We start from the raw sequence: 20,890 nt of genomic DNA on the forward strand, positions 1-20,890 counted from the left end.
CCCGAGTGAGGAAATCACATCGATTCGCAGCCGGCGCTTCTCGGTGCGCCGTTTGACGACGACCCCGTTAGCCACCAACCGCGACCACGTGAGCGGCAACCGAGTCACTCAAGCCTCGGCGGAGGGACTGCGCGTCTAGGAGTTGCTGCTCCAGTTCGTCGCAGTGTGAACGCAACACGTTGACCACGCTCACAATCCGCTTCTGTTCAGCGATCGGCGGAACTGGGATCGGCAATGCAAGGATTTGCTCGCGACTGATGTTTCTCATCGAGTCACTCGTACCCGTTCCAACAGATGCGTAGTACGCGCGGGCACGCGAGCTTCCGTTCACCAGGTTGACATACGCTGCGGTAATTCGATCAAGAAAACGGAGGCGAACATGCTTGTCCGAGAGCATCAACCGAGGAGGCGGGTCCGTCACCACCACGCTTCGCCCGACGAGCTCAGACGTGTTTGCTCGCGACATGAGAAAGTCACCGTCCTGGACTTCTATCTGCGGACGAGGAGCCAAACCCGGTGTCAGCAGTTTGTGCTCGGCGGCCCTGAAGTCACCCCAGGAAACAGCGCTGACCTTGAGGACGCCCCACTGCGAGTCGTCGGTACGCCTTGCGGGAAGGCAGGCGGGACTCCATCCCGAATCACTGAAGAGCACGAGTTGGCCCAGCGGCGCCCACACCCAACCAGCTGGCGACCGGAAATCCTGCTCGCCAACCGCAACACCAGCCTGCGTTTTTGGCTTCCGAATCTCTTTGGCCTCGACCATTCGCTCGCGCTCAGCGGAGATCTGCTCAAGCAACTCAGCCGCGGGCGTGTCGTGCGGGTCCTGATGCGTCAGCCGCCCTCGAATTGCCAGGTCGAGTAGCGTCTGGCGCAGCTCCTTTACGGCCGCGAGGTCGCCCTCACCCGGCGCAAGGTGAATGCCGATGTTGTCGGCAAAGGCGGCAAGCGCCTCGCGAAGTGCGGGCACGAGGTCGGCATGAGACAGTCGATGCAGAGCAGCAGACGTCAACGTGGTGCGCGCCTCTGCCTGTGCTGCTTGCTGCGCCTCCAACTCATCGCACAACCCAATGAGTTCGTTGACTCGCTCGACAATGCGGTGCTGCTCCTCGACGGGGGGAACCGGGACTAGCACCCCGGAGATGCGCTCAACCGACAGCCCAGGCTGCGCTGTAGCCGTCGCGTATTGGTTCAGATTCAGCGCTTCTAGGGTTTGGGCTGCCCACGAAACCGATGTACCTGCGAAACAACCGACGACAACTGCGTGTTCAGTGGCGTAGAACTTTCCCTGGGCAATATTGATGTTGCCGCAGAGCGCACCTTGCCTGCCGATTATCGGATAGTTTCCATCGCGATTGAAGAACTCGACATATCCACGGATTCCGTTTCCTCCGTAACACGGGTAATTTCCGGAATCGCGGATCGTCCCGACTGGAATGCCTGATCCAGCCTGCATGCTGAATATGGTGCCGATCCTCGTCCACTGCCAGGCAGGAGGCGCTGTGTACGGAACGTCAGGCTCAAGAACTGGTGGCAGGGTTTTCGGCTTGCGAATTGCGCCAGCCTTCGCGAGGTGGTCGCGCTCGGCGGCGATCCGCTTCAACAATTCCGACGCGGGCTCATCGGCGGGGTCTTGTGGGGCGAGCTTCCCACGCACCGCGAGGCTGAGGATCAGTCGTCGGAGGGTGTCGATACCGCCAGGTGCATCGGCGATGTGGCCGAAGGAGTTGAGGAAGGTCTCGCGGTTCACATGAGCCCATCTTCGATCGCGGCGACCAGCGAGTCTCGGAGGCTCGACCGGGTGGTTTCGATCTCAGTCAGCAGGGCCTCGTACTCTTTGAGCAGCTCGTCGGGGTTTCGATGCTCGGGGTCAACCTTGTTTGGGTTGGCGATGTCGAGGTTCCAGTCTCCCTTAATGTCATCGATCGAGACCTTCCACGACACCGCAGACTCGACGCGGTTATTCCACCAAGCCTTTTCGGCTTCGAACTCCTCGATCCGAATCGGCTTCGTCTTCGAGTAGTTCTTATAGCCAACCGGGTACTGGTGCTCGTAGTACCAGATCTCAGTCGTTGGTTGCCCCTTCGTGAAAAACAGGATGTTTGTCTTGATGGATGTGTATGGGGCGAAGACGCTCTTGGGGAGCCGGACTACCGTGTGGAGATTGCACTCCTCTAGCAGCTTGCGCTTGATGCGGGTCTTGATTCCCTCACCGAACAGGGTGCCATCCGGGAGGACGATGGCTGCCCGGCCACCGTCCTTAAGCAGCTCCACGACTAGCACGAGGAATAGATCGGCTGTCTCTCGGGTGCGGAATTCGGTTGGGAAGTTGTTCTCAATTCCGTCCTCCTCCATTCCCCCGAAGGGCGGATTGGTGACGATTATGTCCACCTGGTCCTTTGGGCCGTAATCCCGCAGAGGGCGGGCGAGGGTGTTGCCGTGACGGATCTTGGGAGCCTCGACGCCGTGAAGCATGAGGTTGGTAACGCACAGTAGGTGGGGAAGGGCTTTTTTCTCGACGCCCTGGATGCTGTCCTTCAGCTGAGAGAGCTTCGTGGGCGTGTTGGCCTCCGAACGCACGCGCTCGAATGCGGCAGTGAGGAAGCCGCCTGTACCGCACGCCGGGTCGAGTACTGTCTCACCGAGTCGTGGAGCCACCATGTCGACCGCGAACTGGGTCGCCGCCCGCGGCGTGTAAAACTCACCTGCGTTTCCCGCGCTTTGCAGATCGCGAAGGATCTGCTCGTAGATGTCGCCGAACAGGTGGCGTGTTTTCGACTGGTTGAAGTCGATATCGCGGCCGATCCGGTTGATCACTTGGCGCATCAACGTGCCGGACTTCATGTAGTTGTAGGCGTCCTCGAAGACACTACGCAGCAGTTCTGCGCGTTGGCGTGCCTTGCCGCTGAATTCGGAAAGGCTGAGGTCCTTGAAGGTCGGGAAAAGGTCGTTGTCAACTAGGTCGAGTAGGTCATCACCGGTGGGGGCATCGGTGCCCACTAAGTCTTCGTTGGCCCAAGCGTCCCATCGTAGATGTGGTGGTACGGGTGAGACATAACCGTCGTCCTCGAGCTCAGTCTCGATCTCGAGGTCGCTGAATATTTTGAAGAAGAGCATCCAGCCGAGCTGGCCGATGCGCTGTGCGTCGCCGTCAACCCCGGCGTCCTTGCGCATGATGTCTTGGATGGACTTGACGGTCGTCGAGAGAGTCACGCGGCATTCTCCGGGTCATCGGCGGGTTCGTAAAGTGCGGCGTCGATCTGCCGCACCGCATGAAGGTACTGTTCTTTCCCCCCGAATCTTCGAATGAGCTCAACGGGCGTGCCGAGTTGGGGGAACGGGTCGAGCTTCAATATCTCGATTTCACCAAGCGAGTCGAGCCCTTGATCTTCGTACTTATCAAGCAGCGCCGTGAGGACCTCGCGTGCCTGGTCGCCGTACTCATTGAACACATTGCGCTTTCGGACGTTGTCAGCTCGCTCTCGGCGGGTGAGGGCGGGCTGGTCGAACGCGACGTGACAGATTAGGTCGAATGGGTCGAGATCAGCGCCGACAGCGTCCTCCAGTGCGCCCAGAAGCACACCCCGGTCCAATAACTCGTCGACGATGGCCTGTTTTCGATCCGCCGACTTCCATCGCTGGAGGAAATCGTCCAGGGTCGCGAACTCTTCGTGCACGGTGCGGCGCGTGTAGTCCCTAAGTGATTCGGTGATGAGTTTGCCGTCGCGGTCGTAATACTGCACACGCTCGGCGACCACCGTGAACCTCACGCCACTCACGACGTATATGTGAGCGTCTTCGACGTCTGCCTCGGCCTCATCAAATACGTGGTCGGGATCATCGAGGATCTCCTCAACCTCCTCATTGATCGGCTCGTCGGTGGGCGTAGGCGCCGGCGGCGTGACATCCTCGTCGCCTTCGGGCACATATATCTGGATCGGCGGGCCATCCCACTCCGGATCGGCGAACAGCTCTGTGGCCTTTCGGAAGTCGATGATGGTGAAGAAGTACTTGCCGTAGTCGGTCCGTATGCGCGTGCCACGGCCGATGATCTGCTTGAACTCTGTCAGCGACTGGATCCGCTGGTCGAGGACGATGACGTGGCAAGTCTGAGCGTCGACGCCGGTAGACAGCAGCTTTGATGTGGTGGCGATTACCGGGTACGGGCGTTTTGGGTCGATGAAGTTGTCGAGCTGGGCTTTGCCCTCGTCGTTGTCGCCAGTGATACGCATTACGTAGCGACGGTCGGCCTGCACCAGTGGCGCGTTCTCGGGCACATTCACTAAGGCCTGTCGCATACGCTCAGCGTGGTCGATGCTTTGGCAGAATAAGATGGTCTTGTCCATGGGGTTGGTGCCGTGCAGGAATGAGCTAATCCGTTGTGCAACAACCTTATCCCGCTCCGGAAACACGATGTCGCGATCGAAGTCCATCAAGTTGTAGATACGGTCTTCGATTAGTTCCCCGGTGTCATCAAGCTGGCCTGCTTCGGGCCGCCAACCCAAGAGATCGTTGTCCAGATCTATGCGCACGACTTTATAGGGAGCGAGAAACCCATCCTCAATTCCCTCTTTAAGTGAGTATGTGTATACGGGCTCGCCGAAGTAGTGAATGTTCGAGACATACTTCGTCTCCTTCGGCGTGGCGGTCATCCCAAGCTGAATTGCCGAGTCGAAATAGTCCAGTACCTCTCGCCACGCCGCGTCGTCCGCTGCCGAACCGCGGTGACATTCATCGACCACTACCATGTCGAAAAAATCGCGCGGGAACTTGTCGTAAACGGGTTCTTTGTCCTCAGTTCCCATGATCGCCTGATATAGGCCGAGATAGATTTCGTAGCTAGTATCGACTCTGTTCTTCTCGTCGACCAGACCCCTGTTGAGCTTCTTCATCACGCCGCCGAACGGGCGAAAGTCATTCTGAATTGCCTGATCGACCAGGACGTTTCGGTCCGCCAGGAACAGCACACGCTTAACGTTCTTGGTCTTCCAGAGGCGCCAGATGATGTTGAAAGCGGTGTATGTCTTACCCGTGCCGGTGGCCATCACGAGCAGTAGCCGCTTCTGGCCTCGGGCAACACCCTCGATTGTCCGGTTGATGGCTAGTTGCTGGTAATAGCGAGCCTCCTTTCCGCCGACCTCGGCGTAGTTCGGGCTCGTCACCAGCTCGTCGGCAGAGACATCAAGATCGCGCCACTTCCGGTAATGCACCCAAAGCTCATCTGGGGACGGGAATTCATCCAGACTTAGCGCTCGCTCAATTTCATTGAACGTGTTGGTCCGGTCGTGAAAGAGAAACCCATCACCATTCGAGCTAAACACGAACGGAACGTCCAGCTTCTCTGCGTACGCGAGCGCCTGCTGCATTCCGGCGCCGACCGCGTGGTTATTGTCCTTAGCCTCAATGAGCGCGATCGGTAGGTCCGGCGTATGGAAGAGGAAGTAGTCAAGGCGCTTTCGCTTGCCTCGTGCAACGAGTTTTCCCCTCACGATGATCTTGCCGTCGGTGAATCCGAACTCGCGCCGCCAACGGTTTGACGCCCACCCTGCCCTGATGAGTGCGGGAGTGATGTAGCGATCACAGATATCGGATTCGCTCAGCGCCTTCTTATGAACCACCCCGTCTCCCGTCGTCGAGAACCCCACGATACTTACTCGCAGTCAGTGCTCACAGAGCATTGCGTAACGCTGGCGGTTGAAAGTTGCGGCCGGGGCGCGGCACGCAGCGTACTCACACGTCGGGTTAGGGGGTTGGTGTCCCGCGCGACCAGCCATTCTGGCCACACTCCCCACCAGCTGGCTATATCCCCCGAACGAAACCGAAGATTTCTTGCTGCGCGCACTCGCGATCCCACTCTCCTACCGATGCGCTTATCCGGCTCAGGCCCCCGACAAGATTCGGCTGACAGTCACGGCCATGTCGCCCGACGCCGCACGGGCTTCCGCTGCTGAGACTAAGAGTAGGGCAGCAGTGCGAGTATGAACCACTTCAACCTCGGTGACGCGCCCTCGACCGAGTTCTTCCTCAGCAGCTAAGAGAATCGGCGCTGCGTAGAGCAGCGCACGCTCTTCGGTGAGCTCGTTTGTATCCCAGAGAAGTATCCGGGGCACATAACCCCGTGGATCCAGCAGGATCACATCGATCCGCACACTCAAAGCATGTGGAGGAAGTTGTAATTCGTTCCTGACGCCAGTCGCGACGACCGGCCGCGTGTCGTCTCTCGTAATAAATGCGTAGGCATCATACGAACGCAGAGTAGATTCGGCCCATCCTCGGCTCTGCGGCGTTCCACCGGCCCCCCAGTAACTACTGCGGCGAAAGCTATTGACCATGTAGTCGCGCGCCACCTCGGGGCTTTCTTGATGATGTCGCGTGATCGTCGCCCACTGAATGGAGGTAGGTGTAGGGAAACCTTGGCCGGCGCTACCCGGTCTAACCCGGAAGCTGGTATCCTGAACTCCAGATCGATAGTCCCCGAAAGAGATTCGCGTCATCTGAGGCCTGCTGGGACCGGATGGGAGTAGAGCACGCTTGCTGCTTGGTCTGCCCAACAGCGGTGCAACGCAATTGCTTCGCTGAGTGTCATTGCTGGTGCTGCCCCCAAGAGCTCTGGGTACTCGTATTCGAGCTCGACATCTGGCAGCTCACGAAGATCTTCAACTAAAGAGACGAAGTGCGTGAGGTTGTCACGCGCCTTGGGATCGTCTAATGCAGCCGAATCGTCGAAAATGTCGACGTCATAAGCGATGTCCGCAACGTCGTTGAACTCATTGGAGATTCGCCGCATGATGCATGGGGAGCAGATCCCGCAGTGTCGCGAAGTCCGCCCGATTTGCCAGCACGACACCGTGTCGATCATGTGGTCTGCGAACCCGAGGTCGACAGCTCGACCAACAACGTCTGGCTTCGTCAGCCGCACCAGGCGGTTCTCGACAGTCACCGGATTCTCGAAAACATCATTCGCCAAACTTGCCATCCGGTCGAGAATCGGAGGTGAAGCCGTATGGGTTGAGAGTGATCCTATACGCGCGGCAGTCATCGGGATATGTAGTGCCATGATCCCGTTTTCATTGAGGAAGACCTCTTTAGAGCCACCGAGCGCCGCGACGAGTGCGGCTGCCCCAACGAACAAGAATGTTCGACTCCGTTGTGATGGTTCTTCACCGGCGGCTTGGGCCCCACGCGCTTTACCCGCGCTCAGTTTCAGTCGGATAACCGACGAATCGAGTTCCCGCAAGTGTGATTCCACGGCATTTTGCGCACCGTTCACTACGCCGCTTGCGCTGTGTGAAACAAGCAATGGCCGACGGCCTTGCGCGATTAACTCAACTGCACCAACGTAGGAATCTTGACCTCCCGAGAGAAGCGCTACGCAATCGTGCGCCGGGTGCGGCTTACGGCTTTGACGGGGTGGCGGCGCCGGATCGTCCTCCTGCTCAAAGTGCATTCTCAAACCATCGTTGGTTAGTTCACTCCAGATGCGCTCTATTAAGGGGCGCCGAGGTTCCCAGAATTCCGGATCGCGGACCGGGATCCAAAGTTCGATCTCGCGGGCCCACTGGACGTCGCCCGCACCTCGCTCGCAGACGAGATCTGCCGCGAAGAGGAACCCCAGTATCTCCATCCAATCCATATGAAGGTCGCTGAGTCGATCCGGCAATCCCTCGACTAATTCGTCGAAATTGAGGTTGAAGTTTCGATCACCGTGGTCGGTGTTGCGACTTCGGATGGCGAGAATTCCCGGAACTGGCGGAGCGGCACAGTCATTGACCACAACCGCGAACTTCCTCATTGGTCGACGTCCGGCAGCCGACGGCCCTTCGCGAACGCTTCCGCAACGAACGAAGCCCAATTGTTGCGAATCGCAGGCCCAGTGGTGCTGCCCACTTCGACTTGGGACCCCACCTCTGCGGCGGCCTTCGCGATCTCTCGAGTTAGCCGCCGGGTGTCACTGATCTTCGCTCCGGGGACGGCTTCGGTGATTCGCCCAGCTTCTCTTGCGGTCGCGTGTCGTGCGTACTGACCTAGCAATTCGGCGAGATACTCGGATACGAAGCGATTAGGTGTTCCGCGTTGAGCGACGAACTGCTGTGCCGCGTCGCTGGATGTCAGTCGGCTCAGGGAGTCCCCGCCGCCAGAGGTTCGCATCAGCAGCCTGACGAATGCCCTTTCCGCGATAGCCTCTGCAGCGCTACCAGTTTCAACCTGTCTGTCTGTTTTCGCAGCCGTGGCGACGGCCTGCAAGACGCCTTCAGGGCGCTCTCCGGATCGAAGCTGATCTGGCAGGGAGTCATACAGGTCAAGGAGCAAAGCCGCGTATTCCGCGACAGCATCGCTAGCAAGAGCGCTCTCCCATTCATTCCCTGCGTTGAACAGTTCCGAACGGACACGCTCGATGGACGCACCCGACGTGAGTGCAGTGGTGAATGCGCGCCAACGCGTTATAGGTGGGGAGCGGAAAGAAGTTGAAGTTCCCACTTATAGGCCAAGTTCTGTGCCGACATCGGATGGCTCTACGAGTCCTTTTGCGAGGAGACCGTTCCAGTTCAGTGCTTCACGATCACCCGGTGAGAACTCACGTAGCTCAAGTTGCGTGGCAATCCGAGCCAATGTGTCGGCAGTCAGGTACACGAGGGACACCTGCTTGTCGTCTTTGAGGGCACTCGCGCGGGCATGATAGGGATGCCCGTCACCTTCTCGCCCTCCAAAAGCAGATGAAACGACCAGGATGTATCGGATGGGATACCCCTCTGCGTCAAGGCCGGTCCCCAGAGTGTCGATGTACTTGGCGAAGCGCAGGTAGTGGTCGGAGTCCATCACATAGCCTTCGGCACTTGCTTTGCAATCCAACAATATCGAGTAGTGGTCGTCGCCCGGCGCCTTCAGAATTGCATCGGGCAATCGTTTACCTCGGTCTGCCTCGCCATGGCGCTGGCCTCCGAACCGAAGGCAGCTGGTGAACAGCCGGAAAGTCATTCTCTCGAAAAGAGTGTCCGGAGAAGCAGATTGGCCTTCCAGGTCGGGCGGATACTCGTTCCTGCTCAGGGAGGGGAGCCACCTTAGTCCGACCGGATCCAGCAAGAATGCAACCTGATCGAGTTCCCGCTGCGCCGCAACGCGCACATAGGCGGGGGCGGGCTTGTGATCTTTCCACACGATCATTGGGCATCGCTCAAGTCGAGCGATGATCTCGTCAGGAAGAACCAACGTCACCCCATTTGGGACAGAGAGCGAACTTTCGGCACCATGCGGAGCAAAAAATACGGCTTCGACGTCAGCAGCCTGAACAGTGGCTTCAGCCAGTTGGTCGATTGCACGCTGGTCGACCCTCGCGGCCCCAATGCGCGCTCTCACCGTCCGGTGGCGCCACAGAGGCATCGACTCGACCATAAGTTCGTCGTAGTTGGCCGACGTTTGGAACTCGACCGCCCTGCTACCGGCTTCTGTTAGCAGCAACTGGATCAGCTTCCGGTGGTCTGACCGCGGTAGGCCCGCCAAGTCCTCAGCAGAAAATTGGCGCCTCGCCTGCGTCGCCCTCCGCGAAGGAGTGCCAGCGTCAGACATCGGCTTAGCGCTCAACGCTGCACCTCCGTGCACCGCTGAGCGATCGCTACCTTGTCCACCAACAACCGGCGCAACCCCCGCACCGCTCCACCATAACCAGGCGGCTACTGCCAGCCATCGGCTTCCATACAACAGCAGTAAAGCTTCAGCCAGCGACGTCGTCTTGGAGCTTGCAAAGCATCAGTGTGCAGGCCGGCCGCATTCGGCCGGCTACTCCTCCTCCGGATGAGGACCAGCGCTACTGATGCGGCCGGCGGTCGGGGGCGGGGAGTGATGGTTGGGGGCAGTTCTGCCTCTGTCAGGTGCGGGTATCAGGTCCGGTCCCATGTAGATCCCGAAAGGGGGTTGGTGGATGTATTCACGGCATGTGACCTGGAGTAACGCTGGTGCGCGATACTGGATTGAACCAATGCTGATCAACACGCCAGCAGGCCCAGCGCCCAGCTAGCGGCTCATCCCATCTCGTCGACGAACAACGCCATCGACGCGGTAAACCCATGCAGCGCATTGCGGCCCGCAATTGGGCCAATCTCCCCTGCGGCGAAGAAGCCGGCGAGCGGAATCCCGCCAAGCAGGTCCTCGATCGTCGACGCGTCATGGTCGACGACCCCGAACATGCGCCGGCCGCGCCCGTTGCAAGTGAACAACAGCGCACCCGCCGGACGCCCCGGCAGCTCGGCTGCCGCCCGCTCGATGGTCAGGTGCAGATCCTTGTCGGCGCCCGCGGCGTCGCGGACCTGGAACTGCACGGTCGCCCCGACCTCGACAACCTCGCCGATCTCGATCGCCCCGGTCGTTTGGTCGGCGCCGAGCAGCCCGCGGATCAGGAAGTCGCCCTGACCCGGAGCCGCCAAGTGCTCGTCGACGACGATCCCAACGTGCAGGCCGCGGCTGACCAGTTCCTGCTCGTCGCGCGACAGCCCCTCGACAATCTCAGTCAGGCGCTGCAGCGGCGGTCGGCCGCCCAGCTCGGTGATCACTGTGCCGTCTTCGGCGCCGGTGACGATGTACGGCTCGCCGATCGGCCGGCAGCCCTGCGACACGATCGGGACGCCGCGCACGCCGGGCAGGCGCACCCCGACGAGGCCGGAGCTGAGCACGCCGTGGTCGCGGAACAGCCGGGTCTCGCCCGGTCCCCGCCCGCCGCTGACCACGCCGCCCACCACCGTCGTTCCCGGCAGGTCGGTGTTGAGGTGCTCGACGAGCAGGCTCGACGGGAAGCTGTACGGGTCGGGCAGCAGCAGGTGCAGATCGCGCGCTGTCCGGTCGAACTGGTAACCGGTGATCAGGCCGCCCGAGCCGGTGCGGACGAAGTCCAGCTGGAACGTCTCGGCGTCCAGGCCCGACGCCAGCCACACCGCCACCGCGGGCCCGTCCTCGATCTCGCGGCGGCCCGCGACGATCCCCTGGGCGATGCACCCGATCAGCGCGGGCGCCTCGACCATCCGCTGCACCGCGTCGAGGACGTCCACCGCCTTCTCGGTGTGTGAACGCGATCCGAATAACACAGCCAGCGTCGGCGCCTCACCCGCGAGCTCGTCGCGCGCGTGCGTTGCCGCCTCCACCGCGGCCTTCCGCGCGTCGGGCGCGGTGGAAACCCCCATTCCGATCCGCACCCTTCCATGATGCGCCGCCCCGACGCATCCTCATGCCCCGCCGAGCGCGTCCCGCACGCGTCCCCGCGCCCGGTCGAGCCGGACCGCGGCCTCGGCCGCGTCGACGCCCGCGAGCAGCGCGACGATCGCGGTCTTGGCGTGACCGCCCGCGGCGGCGAGCGCGGCGGTCGCGGCCTCCTCGTCGACCCGGGCGGCGTCGCGGACGATCCGCACCGCGCGCCGGCGCAGCTTGGCACTGGTCGCGCGCACGTCGACCATCCACGGCCCGTAGGCCTTGCCGAGCGCAATCATCACGCTCGTCGAGAGCGCGTTGAGCACAACCTTCTGGGCCGTCCCCGCGGTCAGCCGCGTGGAGCCGGCCAGCACCTCGGGCCCGGTCAGCAGCTCGATCACCACGTCGGCAGACGCCTCGCTGCCCGGGTTGTTGACGATCGCGACGGTCAGCGCGCCCGCCGCGCGCGCGTGCTCGAGCGCCCCGAGCACGTACGGCGTGCGGCCCGACGCCGTGATCCCGACGAGCGCGTCGGCGGCGGTCACGTCGGCGAGATCGGCGGGGTCGAACGCGTCCTCGGCGCCCTCGATCGCGTCGGTCAGCGCCGCCGGCCCGCCGGCGATCACGCCGCGCACGAGATCGGTGCCGAACGTCGGCCCGCACTCGGCCGCGTCGAGCACGCCGAGCCGCCCGGGCGTCCCGGCACCGGCGTAGATCAGCCGGCCACCGCTTTGCAGCCGGGCGGCGATCGCCTCGGCCGCCGCCGCGATCCGCGGAACCGCCGCCACCACCACGGCGTGCGCCTCGCCCTCGGCGGCGACGAGCAGCGCGACCACCTCGCCGATGGGCCGGGCATCGAGGTCCTCCAGGTTTGGTCGGGAGTCCTCGGTGGCGAGTGCGTCGAGCCCTTGCGGGACAAGGGTTTTGGGGACCTGCACGCGGATCACATGCGGCTCGTGAATCGCGGTTAGGCGCAGCGCGCCGTCGAGCGCGTCGCCGACGGCCGGGACGAGGTCGAGCCGCTCGCGCAGTGCCTCGACGCGTGCCAGCCCCCCGATCATCGCCACCGGGCCATCCCCGGCCGCACGGGCGGTCGCGGCGAGCGCCTCCGCGGCGGCGCTGACGATCGCCATCGCCTCTGCGTCGCCCTCCGCAGCCAGGACGTCGGGCGCGAAGGACGCGAGCGCGGCGGCATCGGTGAGCTGTGCGGGCCAGGTCTCCGGCGCGCCGAAGCGGGCGCGGGCGGCGTCGAGCAGTGCGGTGGCTGGGCCGCGGCCGTCGTGGGCGCGCAGCGCCGCGCGCAGACCGGCGGCCCCGATCCACGCCCCGCCGCCCTCGTCTCCAAGCCACGGGCCCCAGCCGTCGGCGGTCCGCAGCGCGCCGTCCGCGCCGATCGCGAGCGCCACGACGCCGGTGCCTGCGATCAGCACCACGCCCGGCTTCCCGTCCAGCGCGCCCGCATGCGCGATCACGGCGTCGCTGGTGACCGCGACGCGCTGCACCCGTAGCGATTTCAGCAGCGCATCGCCCAGCGCGCGCGCCGCGTCCGGCGCCGCCAGCGCCCCGGCGGCGCCCACGATCACCTCGTCGACCGGCCCGAGCTCGCGCGCGACGGCCAGGATCGCCGCCTCCGCGGCCCGCACGCCGCCGGGCGTCGCGAGCCCCGACGCGCCCGCCCCCTGCGCCCTCCGGCCGCCCGCCGCGGCCCGGCAGGACGTCTTGCCGAGATCGACGGCCAGGATCACCGCCCCAATATTTCATGAGGGGCGGCAAGAACCCTTCCACGTTGCGCCGCCTGGCTGCATATACAGATACATGCATGTATACATGCCCTATGGCCACGAAGACGATATCGGTCGATCTCGAGGCATACGAGCGCCTACGTGCCGCTCGGCGTTCACCCAACGAATCGTTTTCTCAGGTCATAAAGCGGGCGCACTGGCGCAACGAATCCCCGACGGCGGCAGCGCTTCTGGATGCGCTCGCCGAATTGCCCACGGTGAGCGACGCCGTTCTGCAGCGCCTCGACGAAGCGCAGCACGCGGACGCGCCGCCCGAGGACCAGTGGCGCTCCGGCTGAGCGTCGACACCACGTTCCTCATCGATTCGCAGCGGGAACGTGCCGGGGGTGACGACGACGGCGCCGCGCACCGATTCCTCAAACGCTCGCCGGATGCGGAGCTGTTCCTTTCGACGATCGCACCGGGCGAGTTCGCTGAAGAGTTCGACCGAACCCAGCACCCGATCGTCGAGGCCATGCGCGAAGGACACACCCTCGTTCCCATAGATGACCAAACCGCGTTCGTCGACGCCAGAGTGGTCCGAGAGCTACGTCGCCGCGGCGAACTGATCGGCAGCAACGACCTCCGGATCGGTTGCACAAGCCTTCGATTGGGCATCCCGATCGTCACCGCGAACACGCCGGCCTTCCGGCGTATCGATGGCCTCCGCATCGTGCAGTACCGCTGATGATGCGCGGAACGGGCGGGACCGCCATCGAGGTGACCGGTTTGCACCCCGTCGGGCGCGGCGTGGAGCGGCCGGAACACGTTGCGGTGGCCGGCGATGGACGGGTGTTCGCCTCCGACAAGGCCTCAGCGGTCGCGGAACTCGTTGACGAGAACACCGTTCGGCGTATCGGGCAGGCGGGCGGCGAGCCGAACGGGATCGCGCTCGACCGCGACGGCCACTTCCTGATCGCCAACTGGGGCCTGGGCGTCCTGCAGGATCTCGACCCGGCGACCGGCGCAATCGCGACGGTGCTGGGCGGACAGCTCGACGGGCGCCCGCTGCGATGGCTGAACTTCGTCCTGGTGGATTCCGTTGGGGCGCTGTGGTGTTCGGTGAGCACGACGGCGGATGATCTTGTCGATACCATCGCGCGCGGCACCGTCGATGGGTTCATCTTCCGGGTCGCACCGGATCGCCAATCGGTGCATGTGGTGGCCGAGGCGGTGGGCTTTCCGAATTGCATGGCGCTGGATCGCGATGAGGGCTATCTGTATGTGGTCCGCACGGTGGCCGCCGACGTAGTGCGGTTTCCGATCAGGGGCGAAACACTCGGGCCGCCAGAGCGATTCGGTCCGCCGCTGGGCGGCCGGCGTCCCGACGAGTTCGGCGCCGACCGCGGCCGGTTTCTGGCCGACCCGCAGGTGGGGCGCCGGTGGGGGATGGTCGACGGCTGCGCGTTCGATGCCGATGGAAACCTTTGGGTGACACTCGTTTTGGCGAATAGGATTGTCGCGATCAGCCCGGATGGCCGCGCGACGGTGGTGCTCGACGACCCCGACGTGTTGAGCGCGCCGACCAGCATAGCCTGGGGCGGGCCGGACATGCGCGATGTCTACATCGGCTCGATCGCGACCCCGTACGTGCTCAAGGGGAGAAGCTCGGTGCCGGGCCTGCCGATGGTGCACCAGCGCTAGCCGGACGACGGCCCGGGTCGCATGAAGTCGGGCATCGCCTCGTCCGGGTTGGGCGGGATCATCGATTCCGGCAGACCCCACAGCTGCCGAATGGTCGCGCCGCCGTCGACCACGAGGGTCTGACCGGTGATGCGGGCCGCCAGCTCAGAGGACAGGAACAACGCGGCGTTGGCGACGTCATGCGCGCGGGGCGCCGCGAGCGGGTTAATTCCGTTGACGGCGTACTCGTTTGGCGGCTGGTCCTCGTTGCCGGAGCCCACGTTGCCCGGCGCGACCGCGTTGGCGCGAATTCCGTAGCGCCCCAGCTCGTCTGCGAAGGTCTTGACGAGCGAAATGACGCCGGCCTTGGCGGCGCCGTAGGCGGCGTGGTAGGTCGCCGCCGCGATGCCGTCGACCGAGGCGATCGCGACCAACGATCCGCCGCTGCGCTGGGCGATCATGTGCTTTGCCGCGGCTTGGAAAATGTAGAACACCTGGGTCAGGTTGTAATGGATTGCCGCGTCCCACAATTGGGTGGTGAAGTCCTCGACCTTCGACCAGGTCGCACCGCCGATGATGTCGACGCAGACATCGACGCCGCCCAGCGCTGCGACGGCCTCGTCGATCGCCCGACCGACCTGTGCGGGGTCGGTCATGTCGGCGACGATCGGGACGGCGTGACCGCCCCTTTTGGCGATCTCGCCGGCAATGCTATTCGCGCGCTGCTCGTCGATATCGATACAGGCCACCGAGGCGCCCGCCTCGGCGAGGGCCAACGACGTGAACCAGCCATGGCCCGCGCGCTCCGGGATGTAGCCCGCACCCGACACGACGGCGCGCTTGCCGGACAGTCCCATATCGATCACGGCCGACCTCCCTTGCGCCCCAACCTGTCAGCCCCGGACCGGTGATGACCGACCGCTACCGTACGCCGGAGCGGGCTGACGGACGTCCGACACCATGCCGGGCCGCTGTGCGCCTGGTACCATCATAAGGGTAGAAAGGTACCATCATGGCTTTGAACATCAAGAATGCCGCGGTCCACGAAGCGGTCAAGCAGATCGCGAAAATCACCGGTGAGTCCCAGGCGCAGGTTGTGGCGACCTCGGTGAGTGAGCGTCTGGCCAGGCTGCAACGGGACGATCTCGCGGCCCGACTCCTGGCCATCGGCCACAAGACGGCGAGCCGGATGAGCCCCGACGCCAAGCGGCTGGACCACGCGGCTCTGCTCTATGACGAGCGAGGGCTCCCCTCGTGATCGCCGACACCTCGGCAATCATCGCGATACTCACCGAGGAGGACGACGCGGCGGTCTACGCCCGGGCCATCGCCAGCGCCGACGTCCGAAGACTGTCTGCGGCAGGCTATCTCGAATGCGGGATCGTCCTCGACGCCCAGCGGGACCCGGTCATCAGCAGAGCCCTGGACGAACTCATCGAGGAAGCGGAGTTCGTGATCGAGCCGGTAACCGAGCGTCAGGCCCGCCTGGCCCGCGAGGCGTATGCGGATTTTGGCAAAGGCAGCGGCCACCCGGCCGGTTTGAACTTCGGTGATTGCCTCTCCTACGCGCTCGCACTCGACCTACGGGAACCGCTGCTTTGGAAAGGTGACGAATTTGGGCATGCGGGTGCTCGATCCGCGCTCGAGGGTAGGGGGATTCAAGAGCGCTGATGCTCGGTACTACAAATTCGTCCTACGCTGGCTCGCATGCCCGAGGTGCCGGTGAGTGAGTTGAACCAAAACACCGCCGGAGTGCTCGCACGGGTCAAACGCGGCGAGGAGATCGACGTCACCGAACGCGGAGCCGTCGTGGCTCGCCTGGTCCCGGCCCGGGACAACCCTTTGGCCGAAATGATCAGCGCGGGAAGGCTTCATCCCGCCACCCTCAGCGGACCGGCGCCGCGCCCATCCGGACCGGTCAACACCGACCAGGAGGCCGGCCAACTGCTTCGCGAACTCCGAGACGCCGAGCGCTATTGATGACTTATCTCGACACGTCGGCCCTCACGAAACTGATACGGCGTGAGTCCGAAAGCGATGCCTCGCTTAGCCAAGCGTGTTAGGCACTGTGCCGCGCAATGAACTGGTCAATCGCCTCACGCAGCAACTTCGACGTCCGCACACCACGCTGCGCTGCGATCTCCCGTAACTTTTCACGCACCTCCACCGGCACCCGCGTCTGCACAATCGGCGAATGCTCACTACCGCCCGATAGCGATTTGCGGCCTGGAATCAAATTCGCGTTGGAACGCTCCCGACCGGCGAGTTCCTCAGTCACCGCGAGCGCATCTGCTTCGGTGAACCGCTCACCGTTGACGATCACGACCTCGTTGTCCAGGTCGACATCACCAAAGTGGATACGGGGTTTCTGCCTAGGCATTTCCTCAGCTCCTTACTTGTCCCGGAATTCACGAGGCATTACATGCAAAACGAGCCAGATGACCTCGTCGTCGTCAGTGCCGACAACCCCGATCTCCAATGGCAGGCCGCGGTTGTCTGTTCCGACGAAGATGCCCATCGGCCCACGTCACGAGACACGGATTTCGACGAGCACCGCATTGGACATCGCTTCGCGAGCTCGGCCCTTGGCGATCTTGTGGCGCCGGGCCGAGTTCGTGAACTTGAAGGAGATATCTATAACTCGATTGTGTCATACGCAATCGACTAGGGCAAGCCGTAATGTCGCACACATCCGAAAGAATACTCCCACTCGGCCTCACACCCGACCATGAGCGACCGAAAGCCGCCGGGTGACCGACCAACAGGCGAGTTTCATCTGTGATATCGCCGGTAGCAGCACAAGTGAAGGTCGTCTTATGACCGGCTCGCGGTACGGATGTGGCTCATGTTGTCGGTCCCGTTGGCCGCGACCCCAACGTGTGCAAAAACCCCTTTCGCCAAGGTGGGACCCGCGGGCGGGGAGGCGCTGATGACGCCCGGCATCAAATCAGTTGTAGGCCGTGCTTCCGTCGATCGGATGCGTGGTGCTGACGATCTTGGCGATGCAGTGGTCGCGATCAAATCCTTGGCTCCTGCACCACGCCAATGCGCCCGCGGAGTCCCGAGACGTGATGCCGACAACGGTTACCCAGAAGTCTTTTCCAGAGAACGTCGACCAGTCGCCTGACCAAAGCAGCCTCACGCCCGGGTAGCGCTGCCTGAGCTGGAGATGCTCCCGCAACGTCATTGCGTTGTCCCACACGACGCCGTTGTCGACGACGCCGGGACGCTTGGAGCTGAGCTGTGGAATCCAGCGGTCCGCGAGTTGGGCGCTCACGACAGGAGTGTCATCGTTTGCGATCTGGCGCAGCTGCTGCACCGGATCCTGGGGTGCGGGTGTCGCCGTGGTTGGCGCTGGGATCGGCTGTGTCGCTGAAGAAGATTCTGTGTAATAGGTGGTTACTGGGCTGGAGTAGGGGACGAGGGACGACGTCGACGGCTCCGAGCTGTCCGAGTTTCCTTTTAAGAGAAGAGCGATGACCACACCACCCAACACCAGCGCCACTGTGATCCCGATGGCGGTCACGGCCATTAGCTGTCTTGAAGTCCCTTCCCGGGAACCCGCCGCGGCCATCGGACTCGTTGTGGGATAGGGATATTGGGCATTGAAGGGCGGATAACTCGGCGGCCCACTTACGTTTTGCGGAGCAAGCATGGTATCCGGCAAGGGCGGGGCCGGCCGGTCTGTCGAAAGTGCGCGCTTTGCGGCGCGACCCAACGCACCCGCACTGCCGTAGCGGTCGTCCGGGTCCTTCGCCATACCGCGCGCGATGACATCGTCAAACGACGGCGGAACGCGTGGATTCACGGCACTAGGCCGCGGAGGCGGCGATGATATGTGCGAGCCGATGACTTGCCCTGCGCTGTGAACCGGAAACGGCTTGGCGCCCGTCAGCGCTTCATAGAGCACGCAGGCCAGCGAGTAGACGTCGACGGCCGGGGTTGCCTCCGCTTCACCGAAACGCTCGGGGGCCATGTAATCGAAGCTGCCAACTTGATAACCCGCCATCGTCAGATGCGTGTCGCCCTTTGCCTCGGCAATGCCAAAGTCCACCAGGTATGCGAAATCGTCTGGCGTGACAATGATGTTCTGCGGCTTCACATCCCGATGGATCAGCCCTTGCGCGTGGGCCGCATCCAACGCCGCCGCAATCTGCCGGATGATGTCCACCGCGCGCTGCGGGTCAAGGGCGCTTCTCTTGAGAAGGTCATGCAGTGTCTCGCCGCGGACGAGCCGCATGTCGATATAGAGAATGTGGTCGATTTCGCCCCAGTCGTGGATCGGGATCACGTGCGGTTCTTGCAGGACCGCAGCGGCGCGCGACTCGCGCAGGAACCGAGCGCGAAAGGTTTCGTCCTGGGCGTATTGATCCGTGAGTAGCTTCAGCGCGACGATCCGACCCTTGTCCGTGTCGTAGGCCTCATACACCTCACCCATACCGCCCTTGCCGAGCAGCCGTCTGATCTGGTACTTGCCAAACGTCCCACCGACGAGTGACTTCATCGAACCCCTCCCAGTTCGTTGCTGCGGTCAGTATCGGCCGAGGGCGTCGCGGTATGCAGGCGTTTGCTCAAGAAGCTTTGTACTTAACTGGCGGATGGGGGCCCTGAAGCGTCATTTGCCCAGGTGGCAGACGCTTGCGTGGGTCTCGGGGGCAATCGGGGCCGATTGGTGCCTCATCGTCGCGAATCACCCTGTGTATCAGTAGGGTTCGTCGTGAGTGGGGGCAAGCCCACGCGACCGACCAATAGGGGAGTCTTATTTGTGCTAGCGCCCGTGATAGCGCAAATGAGAAGGTAGTTGGGGCCGGCTGACGGTACTCGTGTTACCTATGTGGTTCAGATGCTCAGCGGCATCTATATTGGTTCTGATATAAGAATGGCTTGGTACAACTCGCGATGGCATTCGCGAGCAATGCCCAGCCATCCGGGATGAGCTCGGCCAGCAGCTGCTTCGAGTGCAGATGCGGCTGATGCCTATTGACTACAAAACCGATGACCGCAGTGGGCCTGGCACATAACACCGAAGACCGACATTGACCTCGCCAAGAAGCGCTATCGAGAGGCAAGAGATGGCCGACAGCGTGTTCTACGATCTCGCTGAAACCCCAGAGGAGGCAGCGAATCTCGCCGCGCGTGGTCTGCTCATGATCGCGATCGAGCAACGAATCAGGGAAGAGGGTTGGACCCAGACCGAAGCCGCAGCGCGACTTCACGTGCCCCAGCCTCGAGTTTCGGATCTCCTGAACGGAAAGATCAGCAAGTTCAGCCTTGACGCCCTGGTCAACATGCTCGCACCCGTCGGCCTGACGTTCGATGTTCGGCGGGCGGCGAAGAAGGACAAAGAGCGTTCCACCAGGGCCACCGCGAGCAGACGCAAGGCGCTCAGCAGGCACTGACCATTGGCGGCCCTGGTCGGCCAGACCATCGAGATCCATTGCGCGACAACGATTACCGCGACGTCCGCGCGTAATCCCGGAGCGACGAGCGGACCGAGCCCCCGTTCCCGGCGAATTGGCACTAGCCCCCTGACCAGGCGTGTGGCACATTTGGCAAATGCAAGACGACGATCCCGAAACGCGGATCCGCGAATTGGAACGCGGGCTTGCCGACACGACGCGGCCCGTCCCGGAAGCGCCGTATACGGGGAGCGCCCCAGCCCCACCGCCGCCTGATCCGTCGTACTACTACCCGAGCCCCACACCGCCGCGTCGCACGGGCCCGTCGTTCCGCATCCTGATGCTGGTGGTGCTGTTCGTGTCGATCGGCGCGGGCGTAGTGGCGATCGTGGGAAGTTTGGCCGCGAACAACCGGCCGACTGCCGGACCCGGTCCTCGGCCGACGCCCAGCAGCGGCCCCACAGCGGTGCCCAAGGGCGGTGAGATCAGGGTCGGCGGCAACATGGAGACCAAGACGATCGCCTGCAACGACGGCACCCTGACGCTCTACGGCTACGGCAGCACGTATTCCGTCACCGGTCACTGCGTCAGCCTGACGGCGGGCGGCTACAACAACAACATCACCGTCGACAACGTCGACACCCTCGAGGCGACCGGGTACGGCAACACGGTCACCGACCGCGCCTGCAACAACTGCAAGCTCACGCTGTCCAGCTACGGGCTCGTCGTCAACGTCACCGGCCACGCCGCCAGCCTCACCATCACCAGCTACGACAACAAGGTCACCGTCGATGCCGCCGACGTCATCAACGTCTCCGGCTACAACAACAACGTCACCTACCACTCCGGTAAGCCGAAGATCACCGACTCGGGCTACTCCAATACCATCCACCAGGGTTGAGGACGCGCGAGCACAGG

Annotated in this window: 20 protein-coding genes and 1 pseudogene; 8 read left to right on the top strand and 13 right to left on the bottom strand. The window is 63.0% G+C overall.

Annotated features, from left to right (window positions below; translation table 11 throughout):
• Positions 1-67: 67 nt before the first annotated feature.
• From AC5Y6X_RS13510 to AC5Y6X_RS13550, 9 genes and pseudogenes are all read right to left on the bottom strand, one after another.
• The gene (locus tag AC5Y6X_RS13510) at positions 68-1,747 is read right to left on the bottom strand and encodes a restriction endonuclease subunit S (RefSeq protein WP_499986905.1); all 1,680 of its coding nucleotides are present in this window, start codon (positions 1,745-1,747) and stop codon (positions 68-70) included.
• A complete protein-coding gene (locus AC5Y6X_RS13515; RefSeq protein ID WP_499986906.1) occupies positions 1,744-3,210 on the bottom strand; it encodes an N-6 DNA methylase in 1,467 nt (488 codons plus the stop codon). Before AC5Y6X_RS13515 ends, AC5Y6X_RS13510 begins: the two co-directional genes overlap by 4 nt.
• Positions 3,207-5,642 carry an EcoAI/FtnUII family type I restriction enzme subunit R gene (gene hsdR, locus AC5Y6X_RS13520; RefSeq protein ID WP_499986907.1) on the bottom strand — a complete coding sequence of 812 codons (2,436 nt, stop codon included), beginning with the start codon at positions 5,640-5,642 and terminating at the stop codon, positions 3,207-3,209. The genes AC5Y6X_RS13515 and hsdR overlap by 4 nt, the downstream gene beginning before the upstream one ends.
• 234 nt (positions 5,643-5,876) lie before the next feature.
• Positions 5,877-6,344, bottom strand: a complete 468-nt coding sequence (locus tag AC5Y6X_RS13525; RefSeq protein ID WP_499986908.1) for a hypothetical protein — start codon at positions 6,342-6,344, stop codon at positions 5,877-5,879.
• A gap of 143 nt (positions 6,345-6,487) precedes the next feature.
• Positions 6,488-7,789 carry a 7-cyano-7-deazaguanine synthase gene (locus AC5Y6X_RS13530; protein ID WP_499986909.1) on the bottom strand — a complete coding sequence of 434 codons (1,302 nt, stop codon included), beginning with the start codon at positions 7,787-7,789 and terminating at the stop codon, positions 6,488-6,490.
• Positions 7,790-8,475: 686 nt separating this feature from the next.
• Positions 8,476-9,453, bottom strand: coding sequence for a restriction endonuclease FokI C-terminal domain-containing protein (locus AC5Y6X_RS13535; protein ID WP_499986910.1), 978 nt, complete (start codon positions 9,451-9,453; stop codon positions 8,476-8,478).
• A 560-nt stretch (positions 9,454-10,013) separates the two neighbouring features.
• Positions 10,014-11,177, bottom strand: a complete 1,164-nt coding sequence (locus AC5Y6X_RS13540; protein ID WP_499986911.1) for an FIST signal transduction protein — start codon at positions 11,175-11,177, stop codon at positions 10,014-10,016.
• Positions 11,178-11,207: 30 nt separating this feature from the next.
• Positions 11,208-12,107 (bottom strand): N-acetylmuramic acid 6-phosphate etherase, encoded by a 900-nt coding sequence (gene murQ / locus AC5Y6X_RS13545; protein ID WP_499987054.1) that lies wholly within the window; start codon positions 12,105-12,107, stop codon positions 11,208-11,210.
• A gap of 90 nt (positions 12,108-12,197) precedes the next feature.
• Positions 12,198-12,914 (bottom strand): annotated as a pseudogene (locus AC5Y6X_RS13550) (BadF/BadG/BcrA/BcrD ATPase family protein); the annotation flags it as partial.
• Between the two features lie 89 nt (positions 12,915-13,003).
• Between AC5Y6X_RS13550 and AC5Y6X_RS13555 the strand changes: the two are divergent.
• From AC5Y6X_RS13555 to AC5Y6X_RS13565, 3 genes are read left to right on the top strand one after another with little or no spacing between them, the layout of a single operon-like run.
• A complete protein-coding gene (locus AC5Y6X_RS13555; RefSeq protein ID WP_499986912.1) occupies positions 13,004-13,249 on the top strand; it encodes an antitoxin VapB family protein in 246 nt (81 codons plus the stop codon).
• Positions 13,234-13,638 (top strand): type II toxin-antitoxin system VapC family toxin, encoded by a 405-nt coding sequence (locus AC5Y6X_RS13560; RefSeq protein WP_499986913.1) that lies wholly within the window; start codon positions 13,234-13,236, stop codon positions 13,636-13,638. The genes AC5Y6X_RS13555 and AC5Y6X_RS13560 overlap by 16 nt, the downstream gene beginning before the upstream one ends.
• Positions 13,638-14,594: an SMP-30/gluconolactonase/LRE family protein gene (locus AC5Y6X_RS13565; RefSeq protein ID WP_499986914.1), complete on the top strand. Its 957-nt coding sequence runs from the start codon at positions 13,638-13,640 to the stop codon at positions 14,592-14,594. The genes AC5Y6X_RS13560 and AC5Y6X_RS13565 overlap by 1 nt, the downstream gene beginning before the upstream one ends.
• Here the strand turns inward: AC5Y6X_RS13565 and AC5Y6X_RS13570 are convergent.
• Entirely contained in the window at positions 14,591-15,430 is an 840-nt protein-coding gene (locus AC5Y6X_RS13570; protein ID WP_499987055.1) for an SDR family NAD(P)-dependent oxidoreductase, read from the bottom strand. The genes AC5Y6X_RS13565 and AC5Y6X_RS13570 overlap by 4 nt on opposite strands.
• Positions 15,431-15,585: 155 nt before the next feature.
• On the opposite strand from AC5Y6X_RS13570, the gene AC5Y6X_RS13575 reads away from it, so the two are divergent.
• Genes AC5Y6X_RS13575 through AC5Y6X_RS13585 form a run of 3 tightly spaced genes read left to right on the top strand, consistent with a single transcriptional unit; the run spans position 15,586 to position 16,553 of the window.
• Positions 15,586-15,831: a type II toxin-antitoxin system VapB family antitoxin gene (locus AC5Y6X_RS13575; protein ID WP_499986915.1), complete on the top strand. Its 246-nt coding sequence runs from the start codon at positions 15,586-15,588 to the stop codon at positions 15,829-15,831.
• Positions 15,828-16,244, top strand: a complete 417-nt coding sequence (locus tag AC5Y6X_RS13580; protein WP_499986916.1) for a type II toxin-antitoxin system VapC family toxin — start codon at positions 15,828-15,830, stop codon at positions 16,242-16,244. The genes AC5Y6X_RS13575 and AC5Y6X_RS13580 overlap by 4 nt, the downstream gene beginning before the upstream one ends.
• A 36-nt stretch (positions 16,245-16,280) precedes the next feature.
• A complete protein-coding gene (locus tag AC5Y6X_RS13585) occupies positions 16,281-16,553 on the top strand; it encodes a type II toxin-antitoxin system Phd/YefM family antitoxin (RefSeq protein ID WP_499986917.1) in 273 nt (90 codons plus the stop codon).
• A gap of 79 nt (positions 16,554-16,632) precedes the next feature.
• Here AC5Y6X_RS13585 and AC5Y6X_RS13590 read toward each other — a convergent pair whose 3' ends face one another.
• The 3 genes from AC5Y6X_RS13590 to AC5Y6X_RS13600 all read right to left on the bottom strand — a co-directional run bounded on the left by AC5Y6X_RS13590 (position 16,633) and on the right by AC5Y6X_RS13600 (position 19,077).
• Entirely contained in the window at positions 16,633-16,953 is a 321-nt protein-coding gene (locus tag AC5Y6X_RS13590) for a DNA-binding protein (RefSeq protein WP_499986918.1), read from the bottom strand.
• A 12-nt stretch (positions 16,954-16,965) separates the two neighbouring features.
• Positions 16,966-17,091, bottom strand: coding sequence for a hypothetical protein (locus AC5Y6X_RS13595; protein WP_499986919.1), 126 nt, complete (start codon positions 17,089-17,091; stop codon positions 16,966-16,968).
• A 429-nt stretch (positions 17,092-17,520) separates the two neighbouring features.
• Complete coding sequence (locus tag AC5Y6X_RS13600) at positions 17,521-19,077, bottom strand: serine/threonine-protein kinase (RefSeq protein ID WP_499986920.1); 1,557 nt, start codon at positions 19,075-19,077, stop codon at positions 17,521-17,523.
• 568 nt (positions 19,078-19,645) lie between these two features.
• Here AC5Y6X_RS13600 and AC5Y6X_RS13605 point away from each other — a divergent pair.
• Positions 19,646-19,972 carry a helix-turn-helix domain-containing protein gene (locus AC5Y6X_RS13605; protein ID WP_499986921.1) on the top strand — a complete coding sequence of 109 codons (327 nt, stop codon included), beginning with the start codon at positions 19,646-19,648 and terminating at the stop codon, positions 19,970-19,972.
• A gap of 157 nt (positions 19,973-20,129) precedes the next feature.
• On the top strand, positions 20,130-20,873 hold the full coding sequence (locus tag AC5Y6X_RS13610) for a DUF3060 domain-containing protein (RefSeq protein WP_499986922.1): 744 nt from the start codon (positions 20,130-20,132) through the stop codon (positions 20,871-20,873).
• Positions 20,874-20,890: the final 17 nt, after the last annotated feature.

Source organism: Mycobacterium sp. NGS26 (assembly GCF_059813025.1).

Coding starts and splice junctions, on each gene's coding strand:
- AC5Y6X_RS13570 (WP_499987055.1), bottom strand. CDS start 15,430: ATGGGACTGTCCGGCAAGCGCGCCGTCGTGTCGGGTGCGGGCTACATC.
- AC5Y6X_RS13590 (WP_499986918.1), bottom strand. CDS start 16,953: ATGCCTAGGCAGAAACCCCGTATCCACTTTGGTGATGTCGACCTGGAC.
- AC5Y6X_RS13600 (WP_499986920.1), bottom strand. CDS start 19,077: ATGAAGTCACTCGTCGGTGGGACGTTTGGCAAGTACCAGATCAGACGG.
- AC5Y6X_RS13565 (WP_499986914.1), top strand. CDS start 13,638: ATGATGCGCGGAACGGGCGGGACCGCCATCGAGGTGACCGGTTTGCAC.
- AC5Y6X_RS13555 (WP_499986912.1), top strand. CDS start 13,004: ATGGCCACGAAGACGATATCGGTCGATCTCGAGGCATACGAGCGCCTA.
- AC5Y6X_RS13595 (WP_499986919.1), bottom strand. CDS start 17,091: ATGGGCATCTTCGTCGGAACAGACAACCGCGGCCTGCCATTGGAGATC.
- AC5Y6X_RS13605 (WP_499986921.1), top strand. CDS start 19,646: ATGGCCGACAGCGTGTTCTACGATCTCGCTGAAACCCCAGAGGAGGCA.
- AC5Y6X_RS13610 (WP_499986922.1), top strand. CDS start 20,130: ATGCAAGACGACGATCCCGAAACGCGGATCCGCGAATTGGAACGCGGG.
- AC5Y6X_RS13530 (WP_499986909.1), bottom strand. CDS start 7,789: ATGAGGAAGTTCGCGGTTGTGGTCAATGACTGTGCCGCTCCGCCAGTT.
- AC5Y6X_RS13575 (WP_499986915.1), top strand. CDS start 15,586: ATGGCTTTGAACATCAAGAATGCCGCGGTCCACGAAGCGGTCAAGCAG.
- AC5Y6X_RS13585 (WP_499986917.1), top strand. CDS start 16,281: ATGCCCGAGGTGCCGGTGAGTGAGTTGAACCAAAACACCGCCGGAGTG.